Source organism: Rhizobium sp. Leaf311, assembly GCF_001423445.1.
Classification (GTDB): domain Bacteria; phylum Pseudomonadota; class Alphaproteobacteria; order Rhizobiales; family Rhizobiaceae; genus Agrobacterium.
In genome coordinates this window covers 460,708-473,167 of record NZ_LMNZ01000001.1, presented here as the reverse complement: position 1 = coordinate 473,167, position 12,460 = coordinate 460,708, and the positions used below count along the sequence as shown (strand labels likewise).

Here is a 12,460-nt window from a genome sequence, read left to right as displayed (position 1 = left end):
ATGCAAGACCAGAATAAGGAAGCAATCGATATGAGCCTGAAGTTTGGAACAAGCGGCCTTCGCGGCCTTTCGGAAGATCTCAAAGGCAGGGCGTCCGCAGTTTACGCAACAGCCTTCGCAAAACATCTTCTGGCTTCCGGACAGGCAAAAGCTGGTGATCCTGTTTTGATCGGGCAAGATTTCAGGGATTCGAGCCCCGCCATCGCACGCACTTGCATTGGCGCACTGCACGCCGCCGGTCTGAAGCCGGTTGATTGCGGCGCGCTGCCGACACCTGCCCTGGCGCTCTACAGCATGTCCCTGAATGCCGGTGCCCTGATGATTACGGGCTCGCATATTCCGGCGGATCGCAACGGGATCAAGTTTTACAGGCCGGATGGCGAAATCGACAAGCAGGATGAAATTGCAATTGGCGAGTTGGCCAAGGGCCTCGAAGGCGCCGATATGCCCGACCAGCCGGGCGATGCGGAAAGCGGAGCAGAACAGGCAAACGCGCTGTTTTTCGAGCGCACTTCGGCTCTCTTACCAGCAGGTTCGCTTTCCGGTTTGAAAATTGGCGTCTATCAGCACAGCACGGTCGCCCGGGATGCGTTTGTTGATGTCTTGAAACATTACGGTGCTGAGGTCGTCCCACTCGGCAGGTCCGAGACCTTCATCCCTGTCGATACTGAAGCCGTTTCCGCCGATACGTTGGAGAAACTCAAGTCATGGTCCGCAGAGCATAAGCTGGATGCGATTATCTCAGCCGATGGCGATGGAGACAGGCCATTGCTGGCGGATGAGCACGGCGCTCCACTTCGCGGCGACCTCCTGGGTCTCATCACTGCCAATTTTCTCAAAGCCGATGTTGTCGTCACACCCGTCACCTCCAATTCAGGCATTGAAGGCAATGGCGACTTCGAGGTTTTGCGCACCAGGGTTGGGTCGCCCTTTGTCATCGCCGGGATGCAGGAGGCTCTCTCGAAGGGCAAGGAAAGAGTCATCGGCTTTGAAGCCAATGGCGGTTTCCTGACGGCCTCGGCCTTCACGCTTAATGGCAAGACGGTGTCCCCGCTGCCGACACGTGACTGCTTCCTGCCGCTTTTGGCGGTGCTGAAGCTTGCTGCCGATCAGCAACAGCCGTTGTCGCAGATTGCGGCAGCCTACCGGCTTCCCGTCGCCGCCGCAGATCGTCTGCAGGATTTCGCCCAGGAGAAGAGCGCTGCCCTGATGGAGCATCTTCGCGCGTCCAGCACCAACCTTGAAACGTTCCTTCGTCCCGTGGGGGATGTGAAGGAAACCAGCGATATAGACGGGCTTCGCGTGACGCTGACCAACGGCAACACCATCCACTTCCGCCCATCCGGCAACGCGCCGGAGATGCGTTGCTATGTCGAAGCGGCCAATCAGGATGACGCCGACGCCCTGTTGCGACAGGGTCTGGATATGATCCGCAACTTCGGCTGATGTGATGCCGGATGCGGCGAAGCAATTTGCCGCACCCTGCGTTTGCTGTTGCGCTTTTTTCGCTGAGGCGGCAAAGCTGGGGCAAACGGAGACTAGACGTGTCGGGCGAAACCATTACACTTTATGAGGCAATCGGCGGCGAGCAGACGGTTCGTGCATTGTCGAAGCGGTTCTACGAGCTGATGGACACGTTGCCCGAAGCATCGCACTGCCGGGCGATCCACCCACCCGATCTTTCAAACAGCGAGAGCAAGTTTACCGATTACCTGCTGGGCTACCTCGGCGGCCCGCCGGTCTATGCCGAAAAATACGGACACCCCATGCTGCGCAGACGGCATTTCGTGGCCCCCATCGGTACCGTGGAGCGGGAAGAATGGCTGCTCTGCTTTCGGCGCGCCATGGATGAGACCATCGAGAACCCCAAACTGCGCGACATCATCTGGACGCCGATAGAACGTCTGGCGCTGCACATGCAAAATCAGGAAGAGACCACATCATGAGCAGACAATGGCTGCGGCCGACGAGCCTGTTTCTTGCCGGCCTGCTTGGCGCCGCAGGTGTCGCGCTTGCTGCGGCGGCAACGCACACGGGTGCAACACAATTGCTTGGCAACGCATCGGCAATGTGCCTGGCCCACGCACCGGTCCTTCTCGGTCTTCACATCGGCTGGGAGCAGATCAGGACCGCAACACCCGCTGCCATTCTTCTGGGCCTCGGCACCGCACTTTTTGCAGCCGACCTGGTCTCACGCCATTTCGCCGGTGTGGGCCTGTTTCCGATGGCCGCGCCAATAGGCGGTTTTGGCATGATTGCCGGATGGATGGCTCTGGCGCTTGCCGCCTTTTTCAAACCGGCCCGCGCCTGAACACCTCAATTGGCGCCGTTGCGCTCATTCATGGTCTGAAGGGCACGTTCCAGACTGGACTTGCTGCCATTGCGCAGCGGAATGAAGGTCTTGCCGAACTTCTTGCATCCGGACTTTACCCGCAAACACGCATCATGGCTGATACAGTCGATGGGGCAGAACACGCAGTCGACCGACGGAAGCAGCGTGTCGATCCGCGAAACAGCCTCGCGCAATCCGCCATCGTGATGGATAAGCTCCGCATCGAAGCTGCTGGCAATCTGTCGAAGATGCGCAACCTGACAGTCACGCCCACCGACATAGAGAAAGCTTCTTGGGCCGGAAGGTGCCGGTGCAGAAGGGGTTTGCTCTTCCTGCTGCGGGCGATTGTCCCGCTTGCCGTTACGATCCGCCTTCTTCTTCTCTTTCCGTGCCATGCCTCACCTTACCATTGAATTCTGCCACCTGTGCAATCAGGTCGGGCACACGATAGTAAAGATGAGTTTTCGAGTAAAGTATAAAGTTGAACGTAATCGTCATGTTTTTTTGGATTGCGGGGAAAATATCCCCAGTCCGCCCATGAAGAGCTGTTCCAGAAAGCGGGCGGCATCCTCAAAACGGCCTTCTCCGGCATTGTCGCCCAGCACGGCCCGCACCTGAACATCGAAATCCGCATAGTGCTGAGTCGTCGCCCATATCGAGAAAATCAGGTGATAGGGATCGCAAGGCGCCATCCGGCCAGATTTCGCCCAACTGCGGATCACGCCCGCCTTTTCATCCACCAGTTCCTTCAAAGGCCCCTTCAACTCATCCTCGACATGCGGCGCCCCCTGGAGGATTTCATTGGCGAACAGACGGCTTTCGCGCGGATAATCCCGGGCCATTTCAAGCTTGCGCCGGATATAGGAGCGGATTTCGCTCTCCGGGTCACCGTCAGCGTCGAAGGCCCGCAGCGGGTCCAGCCAGGTGTACAGCACACGCTCGATCAATGCCCTGTGCATCGCTTCCTTGGTTCGGAAGTAATAGAGAACGTTGGGCTTCGACATTCCCACAACCTCGGCGATCTGATCGATGGTCGTGCCACGAAAGCCGTGAGCCGAGAAGACATCAAGCGCCGCTTCCAGGATCGCCTCTTCCTTCTCTTCCTGTATGCGCGTCCGCTTCTGGGTCTTCGCCGCTCTGGGTATGGGCATGGAAAATCTCTGTAGGTTTAAATTCTGCTGGGACGATCTGAACCAAGAATAATTGATAATAAGCGCCGTATCGCCAGATACCGCTTTGCACATCAAATATCCCCATTTCTTTTAGGCTCCAAAGCCTTCGTCCGCAATGTTGACCAGTCGGTCAAATAAGGCGCGATCTCTGAGGTCGCAAAGACGGGCGCTTGAGGCTGCGCAAACAGCCGCAGTCCACGGACGCGACTGCCATGTAAACCCTTGCGGATGCACTTATATGGAAGTTAAGCAATATTCAAAAATGTATATGCGCTGCATGAGCTAGACGGATTGAATTACCCCTTGCGACGAATTACATTCCTGCTTGAGAGAGTTGATCTGGCCTCTTCATCGAAAGCGCTGCACGTCTGACCGTCAGGCGGAAGAAAGCAAGCCTTCGAGGAAGATCACGCGTGTCACTCCAGTTTGCATCCATTGTCGCCTGGCCTTCTGCAGCACCAATGTGCACGATGGACGTGCGATCCGACCTTGAACGGACAGATACATGCTTGCCAGAACAACCGCCGCCCGCTTTTCGATGCTGATGGTCTCGGCTCTCTTCATGCCCGAAATTGCGAGCGCGCAAGGTGGCGCAGATCGCAGCAATCTGCCTTCCATCGTGGTCAGCGAGGCGACGAAACGGGATCTCGTCGATCGCGTCATTGCAACCGGCACCCTCAAGCCCGTCGATGAAATCTATGTCCAGCCGCTTGTCGATGGCCTGTCGGTGGACAAATTGAATGTGGATATCGGCGACAGGGTTGAGGCAGGTGCCTCACTTGCAGAACTGTCGAAGGACAGTCTCATCCTGCAAAAAAGCCAGCTCGAGGCCAACCGCGCCAAGGCGCAGGCGGGCGTTGCCCAGAGCAAGGCTCAGGTCATAGAGGCGCAGGCAAACTATGATGATGCCGTGCGCCAGCGCGACAGGGCACAGCGGCTCGGCCAATCCGGTTCCGGCTCCGTCTCTCAGGTGGAACAGACTGCGGCGGCCGCAGATGTGGCGCGCGCGCGTCTCGACGCAGCCAGACAGGCGGTGACGGTGGGTGAAGCCGATATCAAGGTCGTGGATGCCCAGATCGACGATATCGATCTCAAGCTGTCACGCACCAGCGTCAAGACGCCCGTTGCCGGTGTTGTATCCGCCAAGAATGCGCGTGTCGGTGCCATTGCCAGCGGTGCAGGAAACCCCTTGTTCACCGTCATCAAGGACAACGCAATCGAGCTCGTTGCCGACCTTTCCGAAACCGATATCCAGAAAGTCGAAGCCGGGCAGAAAGCGGTGATTTCCGTTGCCGGCGGCAACAGGAAGATCGAAGGAAAGGTGCGCCTCGTTTCGCCAACGGTGGATGCCACCAGCCGCCTCGGCTCCGTCCATATTCTTCTGCCAACGGATAGTCCGGCCCGCGCAGGCATGTATGGCAGCGCGGAAATCGTTATCGCCTCCACCAACGCCTTGGCCCTGCCGCTCTCGGCTGTCACCTCCGGGCGAGAAGGTTCCACCGCGCGGCGTGTGGAAAATGGCGTGGTAAAGCAGGTGGCCGTCGAAATCGGCATTCAGGACAGCGGCTTTGTCGAAATCAGGACCGGTCTGGCTGCTGGCGATATGGTCGTTGAAAAAGCAGGCGCCTTTGTGCGCGATGGTGACAAGATCAACCCGGTGCCGGCTGATGCCGCAGCCTCGAACTGACTGAGGAAGAACGATGAATTTCTCGGCCTGGTCCATACGCAATCCGATTGCGCCATTGCTGTGCTTTGCCCTGCTGTTGTTTCTGGGCATCAAGGCATTTTACGATTTGCCGATCACCCGTTTTCCCAACATCGACGTGCCGGTGGTGGCAATCACCGTTACCCAGAGCGGCGCCTCTCCTTCCGAACTTGAAGCGCAGGTCACCAAGGAAATCGAGGACGCGGTCGCCTCGATCAGCGGTATCGACGAAATACAGTCCACCGTCACGGACGGCCAGTCGCTGACGACAGTCCTGTTCCGCATCGAAAAGCCCACCGAAGAAGCCGTTCAGGACACCAAGGACGCCATCGACAAGATCCGCAGCGAATTGCCTTCGGATATCGAAGAGCCTGTCGTCAGCAAGATCGATGTGGAGGGACAGGCGATCCAGACCTTTGCCGTTTCCTCCCCCAACATGACGCTCGAAGAACTCTCATGGTTCGTGGATGACACGATCAAGCGGGCGCTTCAGGGTCAGTCGGGCGTTGGCAAGATAGATCGCTATGGCGGAGCGGACCGCGAAGTGCGCGTGTCGCTCAATCCCGCCAAGCTGGATGCCTATGGCATCTCGGCAGCCGAAGTTAACCAGCAATTGCGCGGCACAAATGTGGATCTCGGATCGGGCCGCGGCCAGGTTGCGGGCAATGAGCAGACAATCCGCACGCTGGGCGATACGCGTGATGTCACCCAGCTTTCCAATACGACGATTGCTTTGTCCGGCGGTCGCTTCGTCAAGCTGTCGGAACTTGGCACCGTCACCGATACCTATGAGGAGCCGAAATCCTTCTCGCGGTTCAACGGCAATCCCGGCGTCACCTTCGCCGTCTTCCGCTCAAAGGGTGCAAGCGAGGTTTCCGTTGCGGAAACAGTCGCGCAGAACCTGGACAAGGTTCGCGCCGAGCATCCCAATGTGTCGATCGAAATGGTCGATGATGCCGTTTATTTCACCTATGGAAACTATGAGGCGGCGCTTCATACGCTTGTCGAGGGCTCCATTCTTGCGGTCATCGTCGTCTTGCTTTTCCTGCGCAACTGGCGAGCAACCCTGATTGCCGCCATCGCCTTGCCCCTGTCGGCCATTCCGACATTCTGGGTCATGGATGTGCTGGGCTTCTCGCTCAACCTCGTCAGCTTTCTGGCGCTCACGCTCGCAACGGGTATTCTGGTGGATGATGCCATTGTGGAGGTCGAGAATATCTCGCGCCACATCAAAATGGGCAAATCGCCCTACCGGGCATCGCTTGAGGCCGCCGACGAAATCGGTCTTGCTGTCATCGCAACCAGCTTTACCATCATCGCTGTCTTTGTGCCGGTTTCCTTCATGCCCGGCATTCCCGGCCAGTACTTCATCCAGTTCGGATTGACCGTCGCCTTCTCGGTGTTCTTCTCGCTGATGGTGGCGCGCCTTATCACGCCATTGATGGCGGCCTACCTGATGCGCTCGGATGATGCGGTCGATGACCATCAGGACAATGATGGCTGGCTGATGAAATCCTATACGCGCATGGTAACCGCCACCACCAGCAAATGGTGGGCGCGTTATCTTACCCTGCTCGGCGCCATCGGCTTTCTTGTCGGGTCCATCATTCTCTTGAGCGGCGTTCCCGGCAGCTTCCTGCCGCCCGACGATGCCTCGCGCGTTGTTCTGTCGGTAGAGCTTCCGCCGAATGCCACGCTGGAAGAGACAGACGGGACGACATCGAAGATCCATCAGGCCATCCGCGATATCAACGGCGTCGAAAGTGTCTTCATTCTCGGCGGCGCATCGCCAAAGGGTGATCTGGAACTGCGCCGGGCAACCGTGCGCGTCATTCTCCAGCATATCGATCACTCATTGCTGAAAACGCTCGTCAATGATGGCCTGGGCTCGATACCGCTCATCGGCCCCCATCTGCCCAAGGTCGAGGACACCGGCAGAACAAGTCCGCAATGGGATGTCGAGCGGGACATCTTCGCAAACGTCAACAAGATCCCGGATGTACGCATCATCAAGCTCAACGACCGTGCCGAGCGCGAACTGAGCTTCAACTTCCTGTCCAGCAATGAAGAAGACCTGCAAAAGGCCGTCGGCATTCTGGAATCGCGTCTGCGTGCGTCTCCCATCCTTGCCAATGTCAGCTCCGAGGGTGCTCTTCCCCGGCCTGAACTGCAAATTCGTCCGCGCAAGGACGAAATCGCCCGCCTCGGCATCACGCCACAGCAGATTTCGCAGACTGTACGCGTGGCAACCATCGGCGATATCGATGCGCTTCTGACGAAAATCTCCCTGGATGATCGCCAGATACCGATCCGCGTTCAGGCATCCCTCGACGTGCGGCGTGATCTTGCGGCCATTCGTGCGCTGAAGATCAAGACAGCGTCAGGCGCGACCGTCCCGCTCTATAGCGTCGCCGATATCGACTATTCCGAAGGTCCAAGCTCCATCAAGCGCAACGACCGCAATCGCGTGGTGTCCATCGGCTCCGATGTGCCCTTTGGCACGGCGCTGGATACCTCTTCCGCCGAGTTCAGACGCATCGTGGCGGAAACACAATTGCCGTCAAGCGTTCGCCTCGCCGAAAGCGGCGACGCCAAGGTGCAGGGAGAGATGCAGCGCGGCTTTACCAATGCCATGTTGCTCGGTCTGCTTCTGGTGCTGGTCGTTCTCATTCTGCTGTTCAAGGATGTGATCCAGCCCTTCACCATTCTCTTCTCCCTGCCGCTGGCCATCGGTGGCGTGGCGGTTGCGCTCATCATCACGCAAAATGCGCTGTCCATGCCCGTTCTCATCGGCATCCTGATGCTGATGGGTATTGTAACGAAGAACGCAATTCTGCTGGTCGATTTCGCCATAGAGATGCGTCGTCACGGGCTGGAGCGGGTTCATGCCATGGTGGAAGCCGGGCGCAAGCGTGCCCGACCGATCATCATGACATCGATCGCCATGTCTGCCGGCATGTTGCCATCGGCGCTGGGCGTGGGCGAAGGCGGATCATTCCGCGCGCCCATGGCAATCGCGGTCATCGGCGGTATCATCGTGTCGACGGTGCTCTCGCTGATCGTCGTGCCTGCATTCTTCCTCATCATGGATGATCTGTCGCAACTCCTCGCCCACATCTTCGGTCGCTTCATCGGCAAGAAGGAGGAAGAGTCCCCGGTTCTCTCGAAGGAAGAACTCTCGGATCTGGCGCGGGACAACAAGGCCGCACTTTCAGAGATGGATGAGCGTCTGACCAAGGTCGAGCAGAAAAATGGCGGCGGCGGGACTAAGGATGGAAGCGGCACCGGCAACGTCCTTCGGCTTCCGCCGCTGGCTGCCGAATAGGGCCTGAAGACTGCTGATCAGAAACGCCGGGTCTCGCCCGGCGTTTTGCTTTTGTGGATAGGCTTCAGCACGAAGCGAACGGCGCTACGACGTATCTACAGAAAGATGTGGCGCTTGCCGTTTCACAACTCATCCATGTTACCTTAGCCGACGAGCATTTCTTTCAGCCGATTGATCGAAATCAAGTCCGTCTAGGCAGAAGGTGCTATTCTCTGCGTCATGGGAAAAACGTCTTCGGACAAAAGACACGCCCTCCAGGCCACGCGTTTTGGAAAAATGCAAAGCTTGAGGCTCGTCTGGCGTCTGAAAGTTTCGGGAGCGCGACAGACGTGAACAAGGCAATGACACTCAGAAACAGGGAAAGAAGCACACTCGTTCAGGCACCCTTCATCGGCGCTGGCGATGAAGCGGTCACCGCAAAATTCATGGAGGCGGCGACCATCGTCACTGTCCCCGCCCGGCAGATACTCTTTCGCCAGGGCGAAACCGCACAATATCTGTTCTGCGTTCTCAACGGCTATGTCAGACTCTACCGCCTCAGCCGCGATGGCCGTGAGGCGGACGTCCGCATTTGCGGCCCTGGCGAGGCATTCAACGAGTGTCTGATTTTCGGCGCAGACAAATATCAGCACAATGCACAGGCGGCTGACAGCTGTACCCTCGCCCGGTTCGATCTGGAGCGGGTCAGGTCCATGATCGAGGAAGAGCCCAAAATCGTGAAGGCTGTTCTGCACTCCATGTCCAACAGTCTGAGAACGACAATGGACTGCCTGGCCAATGATCGGCTACAGACCGCGCCGCAACGCGTGGCCAATTACCTGATTGCCCAGGGCCCAGCTGACGCCAACTCCTACTCGCTCCGGCTGCCTTTCCAGAAAAGCGTTCTCGCCGGCAAACTGGGACTGGCACCAGAAGCCCTGTCGCGTGCCTTTTCCAGCCTGCGGGATGCTGGCGTGATCGTGAGGGGCCGGATCATTCAGGTCAATGATGTGAGCGCACTCAGGCACTTTTGATTGACGGTGGGTGGAGCCATTTGAAGCTCCACCTGTCGCCTTACAGCCCACCCTGCTGCTTCAGGAAGCTGACGATACCATCGACGCCATCGCCGCGCTTCATATCCGTAAAGACGAATGGCATTTGCTGTCGCATCCGCGTTGCGTCTGCTTCCATCACATCGAGATCGGCGCCCACATAGGGGGCGAGATCCCGCTTGTTGATAACAAGAAGATCAGACCGCGTGATACCGGGGCCGCCCTTGCGTGGAATCTCTTCACCCTGGCAGACGGAGATGACATAGATCGTCAGGTCGGCGAGGTCAGGTGAAAATGTGGCCGCGAGATTATCGCCGCCGGACTCGATGAAGACGACATCGAGGTCCGGAAATCTTTCGTTCAGTCCGGCAATCGCCTGAAGATTGATTGTCGCATCTTCTCGGATTGCAGTATGCGGGCAGCCACCCGTTTCCACGCCGACAATACGGTCCGAAGGCAGCGCCTGCATTCGCACGAGTGCCTCGGCGTCTTCCTTGGTGTAAATGTCATTGGTCACGACAGCGACCGAATAATCCGCGCGCATCGCCTTGCACAATTTCTCAGTCAAAGCGGTCTTGCCGGAGCCGACCGGCCCACCAATTCCGACGCGCAACGGTCCATTTCCCGATTTCATTCCATTTTCCTTCCAAATGATATTTTTATACCATTTTGCCGTTATAACGGTTTTTTGGTAACAGACGCGCTGGTTTCCAATGCCTAGGATCGGAAAAGCCTGGTTTCCTGTATTTCATGCCGCATCGATGCCGTATCCGCAAGAATGCTTGCGGAGCCGAGGTCATCGAGTGTTGAGATCGCCGCTCGCGCCGCGACATCCGACAGGGTTATCTCAAGCTGCGCAAGCATTGCGACCCCGTCCCTCTGACCCGCGACGCCAAGGCGAATGCCAGCAGAAATCAATTGCGAGACAGCCGAATGCAGATAGGCAAGCAATATCCCGTCACGCCCCACACCATGTGCTGCAGCAATCGCCCCCACCGCCACCGGATAGGGCGTGGCTTTACCGAATCGCTCCAAGATAGAATGCGGCCAGGCGCTGGCGGCATCGACAAAGGCGTCGCCCATCAGCACCGTTTCGCGGTATCGCTCAGCGGAGCCCGCCAATGCCCGGGCAAGCGCCGTCATTTCCGAAAGTTCCTCCTGATCCCCGTGGCACTGCCATGCGCAGGACAATAGAACGGCGTCGTTCCAAAGCGTTCCACGCTGCAACAGCATGGAAATCCATGCCATGAGATCAGTTGCTGAAGAGACACGGCGATCACTCACCGCCGTTTCCAGCCCTCCTGAATAGGAAAAAGCCCCCACCGGAAAAGCGGGAGACATCCAGGCAAGCAACCGGAGCAAGGGATCGATGCTGCGGGGGAGCGTCACCGATCAACCGTGTCCATGGCCGTGGTGATCATGTCCATGCCCGTGACCGCCATGGGCGTGGTAGGCACCGCGTGCCGGCTGAAAAGGCTCCTCCACCTCTTTGACGGTAGCGCCCAACCCCTCCAGCATGGAGCGGATGACGTGGTCGCGCAGGATAAGGATGCGCCCCTCCTCTATCTGCGCCGACAGATGCCGGTTGCCCAGATGCCATGCCAGTTCGATGAGATGAAGCGTGGAGTTAGCCTTGATTTCGAACAGCTTCTCGGAGGCGGCGCGCACCTCAACGAGGTCGCCATTTTCCACGACGAGAAGATCGCCATGAGCAAACAATACCGCCTCTTTCAGGTCAAGCATGACCATTTCATCATTCTGAAGATGCAGCAGCTTGCGGCGCAGATGCCGTTGATCATGGGCGAGAGTGACATAACCGGAGGGCTCGTCCGCTGGCGTACCGGCGGGAAGATAGGATTGAACGCGCAACATGATATTTCCAGACAATTGTGACTTTGCAAAACCTGACGGATCGCTCCCCGGATTGCAAGCCACCCTCATGAAATTGCAGTCAATTCCTCTGGTGCCGGCCCAAGACCTCAGGAAGCCGCCAGCAGCGCCGATTGCAGCTTTTCGACCGATTGCGCAGCAGACATATCCATCTCATGGCGAATGCAATTTCTGCCTGAAGACTTGGCGAAATACAGGGCCTTGTCGGCGGCTGCAAACGTATCGTGCTTGGACCGCGATGGCTCTATATCCGCAACGCCGACAGAGACGGTCGTCTGCACCTGCGTGCCTTCGAAGTTGATGGTCATGCAGGACACACGAATTCGCGCCAGTTCGATGAGGGTCAGACGGTCCTTGCGGGCGCCACCGCGCACGATAACCGCAAACTCTTCCCCACCCAGCCGGGCGACACAATGAAACTCACCGAAAACATCGGCTATGGCCGCAGCTGCCTTCTTGATGACGATATCGCCTGCCGCATGGCCGTAATTGTCGTTGATGCTCTTGAAGCGGTCCAGATCGAAGATGGCGAGGGAAGCGTCTGTTTCGACATCGTCAAAGGACTGGTTGAAGGCGCGGCGGTTTGCCAGACCCGAAAGCGTATCCGTCCGGCTCAGACGCTCGAATTCGGCGTGCGATTCGTGCAGCTTTCGAATCGCGTTGCCGATGACTGAACAGAGAATACCGGTGACAATGCTTCCGATGACCCAAGCCATGAAAACGCTGTGGATGAGAGCCTGAAGAAGAGGCAAAGGCAGAAGCCCATAATAGGCGGCGACCGCATTCGCAACGCAACTGACGATCAGGGTAAGGATGATCGATATGAAGATCATCTTCGTTGCGAAGGTGCGGAGACTCTGCCCTTCGCCCGGGTCAGTCAAACTCATTTCCAGCGAAATAAATTTTCTTAAACGTTCCGTCATCACATCGAACCCTTGCGTGAGATAAATCGATAAAGATGAGAGATTGGCCGAAGGTAAACGAAACAGATAAAAAGCGAGATAT

At 57.6% G+C, this 12,460-nt stretch carries 12 protein-coding genes; 6 read left to right on the top strand and 6 right to left on the bottom strand.

Going from position 1 to position 12,460, the window contains the following annotated elements:
- Positions 1-30 precede the first annotated feature (30 nt).
- The 3 genes from ASF69_RS02275 to ASF69_RS02265 all read left to right on the top strand — a co-directional run bounded on the left by ASF69_RS02275 (position 31) and on the right by ASF69_RS02265 (position 2,311).
- Entirely contained in the window at positions 31-1,446 is a 1,416-nt protein-coding gene (locus ASF69_RS02275; RefSeq protein ID WP_062585600.1) for a phosphomannomutase, read from the top strand.
- A 98-nt stretch (positions 1,447-1,544) separates the two neighbouring features.
- A complete protein-coding gene (locus tag ASF69_RS02270; RefSeq protein ID WP_062584915.1) occupies positions 1,545-1,946 on the top strand; it encodes a group II truncated hemoglobin in 402 nt (133 codons plus the stop codon).
- On the top strand, positions 1,943-2,311 hold the full coding sequence (locus ASF69_RS02265; protein ID WP_062584913.1) for a DUF423 domain-containing protein: 369 nt from the start codon (positions 1,943-1,945) through the stop codon (positions 2,309-2,311). The genes ASF69_RS02270 and ASF69_RS02265 overlap by 4 nt, the downstream gene beginning before the upstream one ends.
- A gap of 5 nt (positions 2,312-2,316) precedes the next feature.
- Here ASF69_RS02265 and ASF69_RS02260 read toward each other — a convergent pair whose 3' ends face one another.
- The gene (locus ASF69_RS02260) at positions 2,317-2,727 is read right to left on the bottom strand and encodes a DUF2325 domain-containing protein (protein WP_062584911.1); all 411 of its coding nucleotides are present in this window, start codon (positions 2,725-2,727) and stop codon (positions 2,317-2,319) included.
- A gap of 99 nt (positions 2,728-2,826) precedes the next feature.
- Positions 2,827-3,483, bottom strand: a complete 657-nt coding sequence (locus tag ASF69_RS02255; protein WP_062584910.1) for a TetR family transcriptional regulator C-terminal domain-containing protein — start codon at positions 3,481-3,483, stop codon at positions 2,827-2,829.
- A gap of 526 nt (positions 3,484-4,009) precedes the next feature.
- On the opposite strand from ASF69_RS02255, the gene ASF69_RS02250 reads away from it, so the two are divergent.
- The 3 genes from ASF69_RS02250 to ASF69_RS02240 all read left to right on the top strand — a co-directional run bounded on the left by ASF69_RS02250 (position 4,010) and on the right by ASF69_RS02240 (position 9,547).
- Positions 4,010-5,191, top strand: coding sequence for an efflux RND transporter periplasmic adaptor subunit (locus ASF69_RS02250; protein WP_062584908.1), 1,182 nt, complete (start codon positions 4,010-4,012; stop codon positions 5,189-5,191).
- 13 nt (positions 5,192-5,204) lie between these two features.
- Positions 5,205-8,534, top strand: coding sequence for an efflux RND transporter permease subunit (locus ASF69_RS02245; protein WP_062584906.1), 3,330 nt, complete (start codon positions 5,205-5,207; stop codon positions 8,532-8,534).
- A 341-nt stretch (positions 8,535-8,875) separates the two neighbouring features.
- Entirely contained in the window at positions 8,876-9,547 is a 672-nt protein-coding gene (locus ASF69_RS02240; RefSeq protein ID WP_062584904.1) for a Crp/Fnr family transcriptional regulator, read from the top strand.
- A gap of 40 nt (positions 9,548-9,587) precedes the next feature.
- Here the strand turns inward: ASF69_RS02240 and ureG are convergent, their stop codons facing one another.
- The 4 genes from ureG to ASF69_RS02220 all read right to left on the bottom strand — a co-directional run bounded on the left by ureG (position 9,588) and on the right by ASF69_RS02220 (position 12,336).
- Positions 9,588-10,199: an urease accessory protein UreG gene (gene ureG / locus ASF69_RS02235; protein WP_062584902.1), complete on the bottom strand. Its 612-nt coding sequence runs from the start codon at positions 10,197-10,199 to the stop codon at positions 9,588-9,590.
- A gap of 83 nt (positions 10,200-10,282) precedes the next feature.
- Complete coding sequence (locus ASF69_RS02230) at positions 10,283-10,906, bottom strand: urease accessory protein UreF (protein ID WP_156461981.1); 624 nt, start codon at positions 10,904-10,906, stop codon at positions 10,283-10,285.
- Positions 10,907-10,957: 51 nt separating this feature from the next.
- Positions 10,958-11,437, bottom strand: coding sequence for an urease accessory protein UreE (gene ureE / locus ASF69_RS02225; RefSeq protein WP_062584899.1), 480 nt, complete (start codon positions 11,435-11,437; stop codon positions 10,958-10,960).
- A 107-nt stretch (positions 11,438-11,544) separates the two neighbouring features.
- Positions 11,545-12,336, bottom strand: a complete 792-nt coding sequence (locus ASF69_RS02220) for a GGDEF domain-containing protein (RefSeq protein ID WP_162238059.1) — start codon at positions 12,334-12,336, stop codon at positions 11,545-11,547.
- Between the last annotated feature and the right edge of the window lie 124 nt (positions 12,337-12,460).

Excerpts from the sequence above, each read along its gene's own strand:
- ASF69_RS02260 (WP_062584911.1), bottom strand. The coding sequence starts at position 2,727 with ATGGCACGGAAAGAGAAGAAGAAGGCGGATCGTAACGGCAAGCGGGAC.
- ASF69_RS02255 (WP_062584910.1), bottom strand. The coding sequence starts at position 3,483 with ATGCCCATACCCAGAGCGGCGAAGACCCAGAAGCGGACGCGCATACAG.
- ureE (WP_062584899.1), bottom strand. The coding sequence starts at position 11,437 with ATGTTGCGCGTTCAATCCTATCTTCCCGCCGGTACGCCAGCGGACGAG.
- ASF69_RS02245 (WP_062584906.1), top strand. The coding sequence starts at position 5,205 with ATGAATTTCTCGGCCTGGTCCATACGCAATCCGATTGCGCCATTGCTG.
- ASF69_RS02240 (WP_062584904.1), top strand. The coding sequence starts at position 8,876 with ATGACACTCAGAAACAGGGAAAGAAGCACACTCGTTCAGGCACCCTTC.
- ASF69_RS02275 (WP_062585600.1), top strand. The coding sequence starts at position 31 with ATGAGCCTGAAGTTTGGAACAAGCGGCCTTCGCGGCCTTTCGGAAGAT.
- ASF69_RS02250 (WP_062584908.1), top strand. The coding sequence starts at position 4,010 with ATGCTTGCCAGAACAACCGCCGCCCGCTTTTCGATGCTGATGGTCTCG.
- ureG (WP_062584902.1), bottom strand. The coding sequence starts at position 10,199 with ATGAAATCGGGAAATGGACCGTTGCGCGTCGGAATTGGTGGGCCGGTC.
- ASF69_RS02265 (WP_062584913.1), top strand. The coding sequence starts at position 1,943 with ATGAGCAGACAATGGCTGCGGCCGACGAGCCTGTTTCTTGCCGGCCTG.
- ASF69_RS02230 (WP_156461981.1), bottom strand. The coding sequence starts at position 10,906 with ATGTCTCCCGCTTTTCCGGTGGGGGCTTTTTCCTATTCAGGAGGGCTG.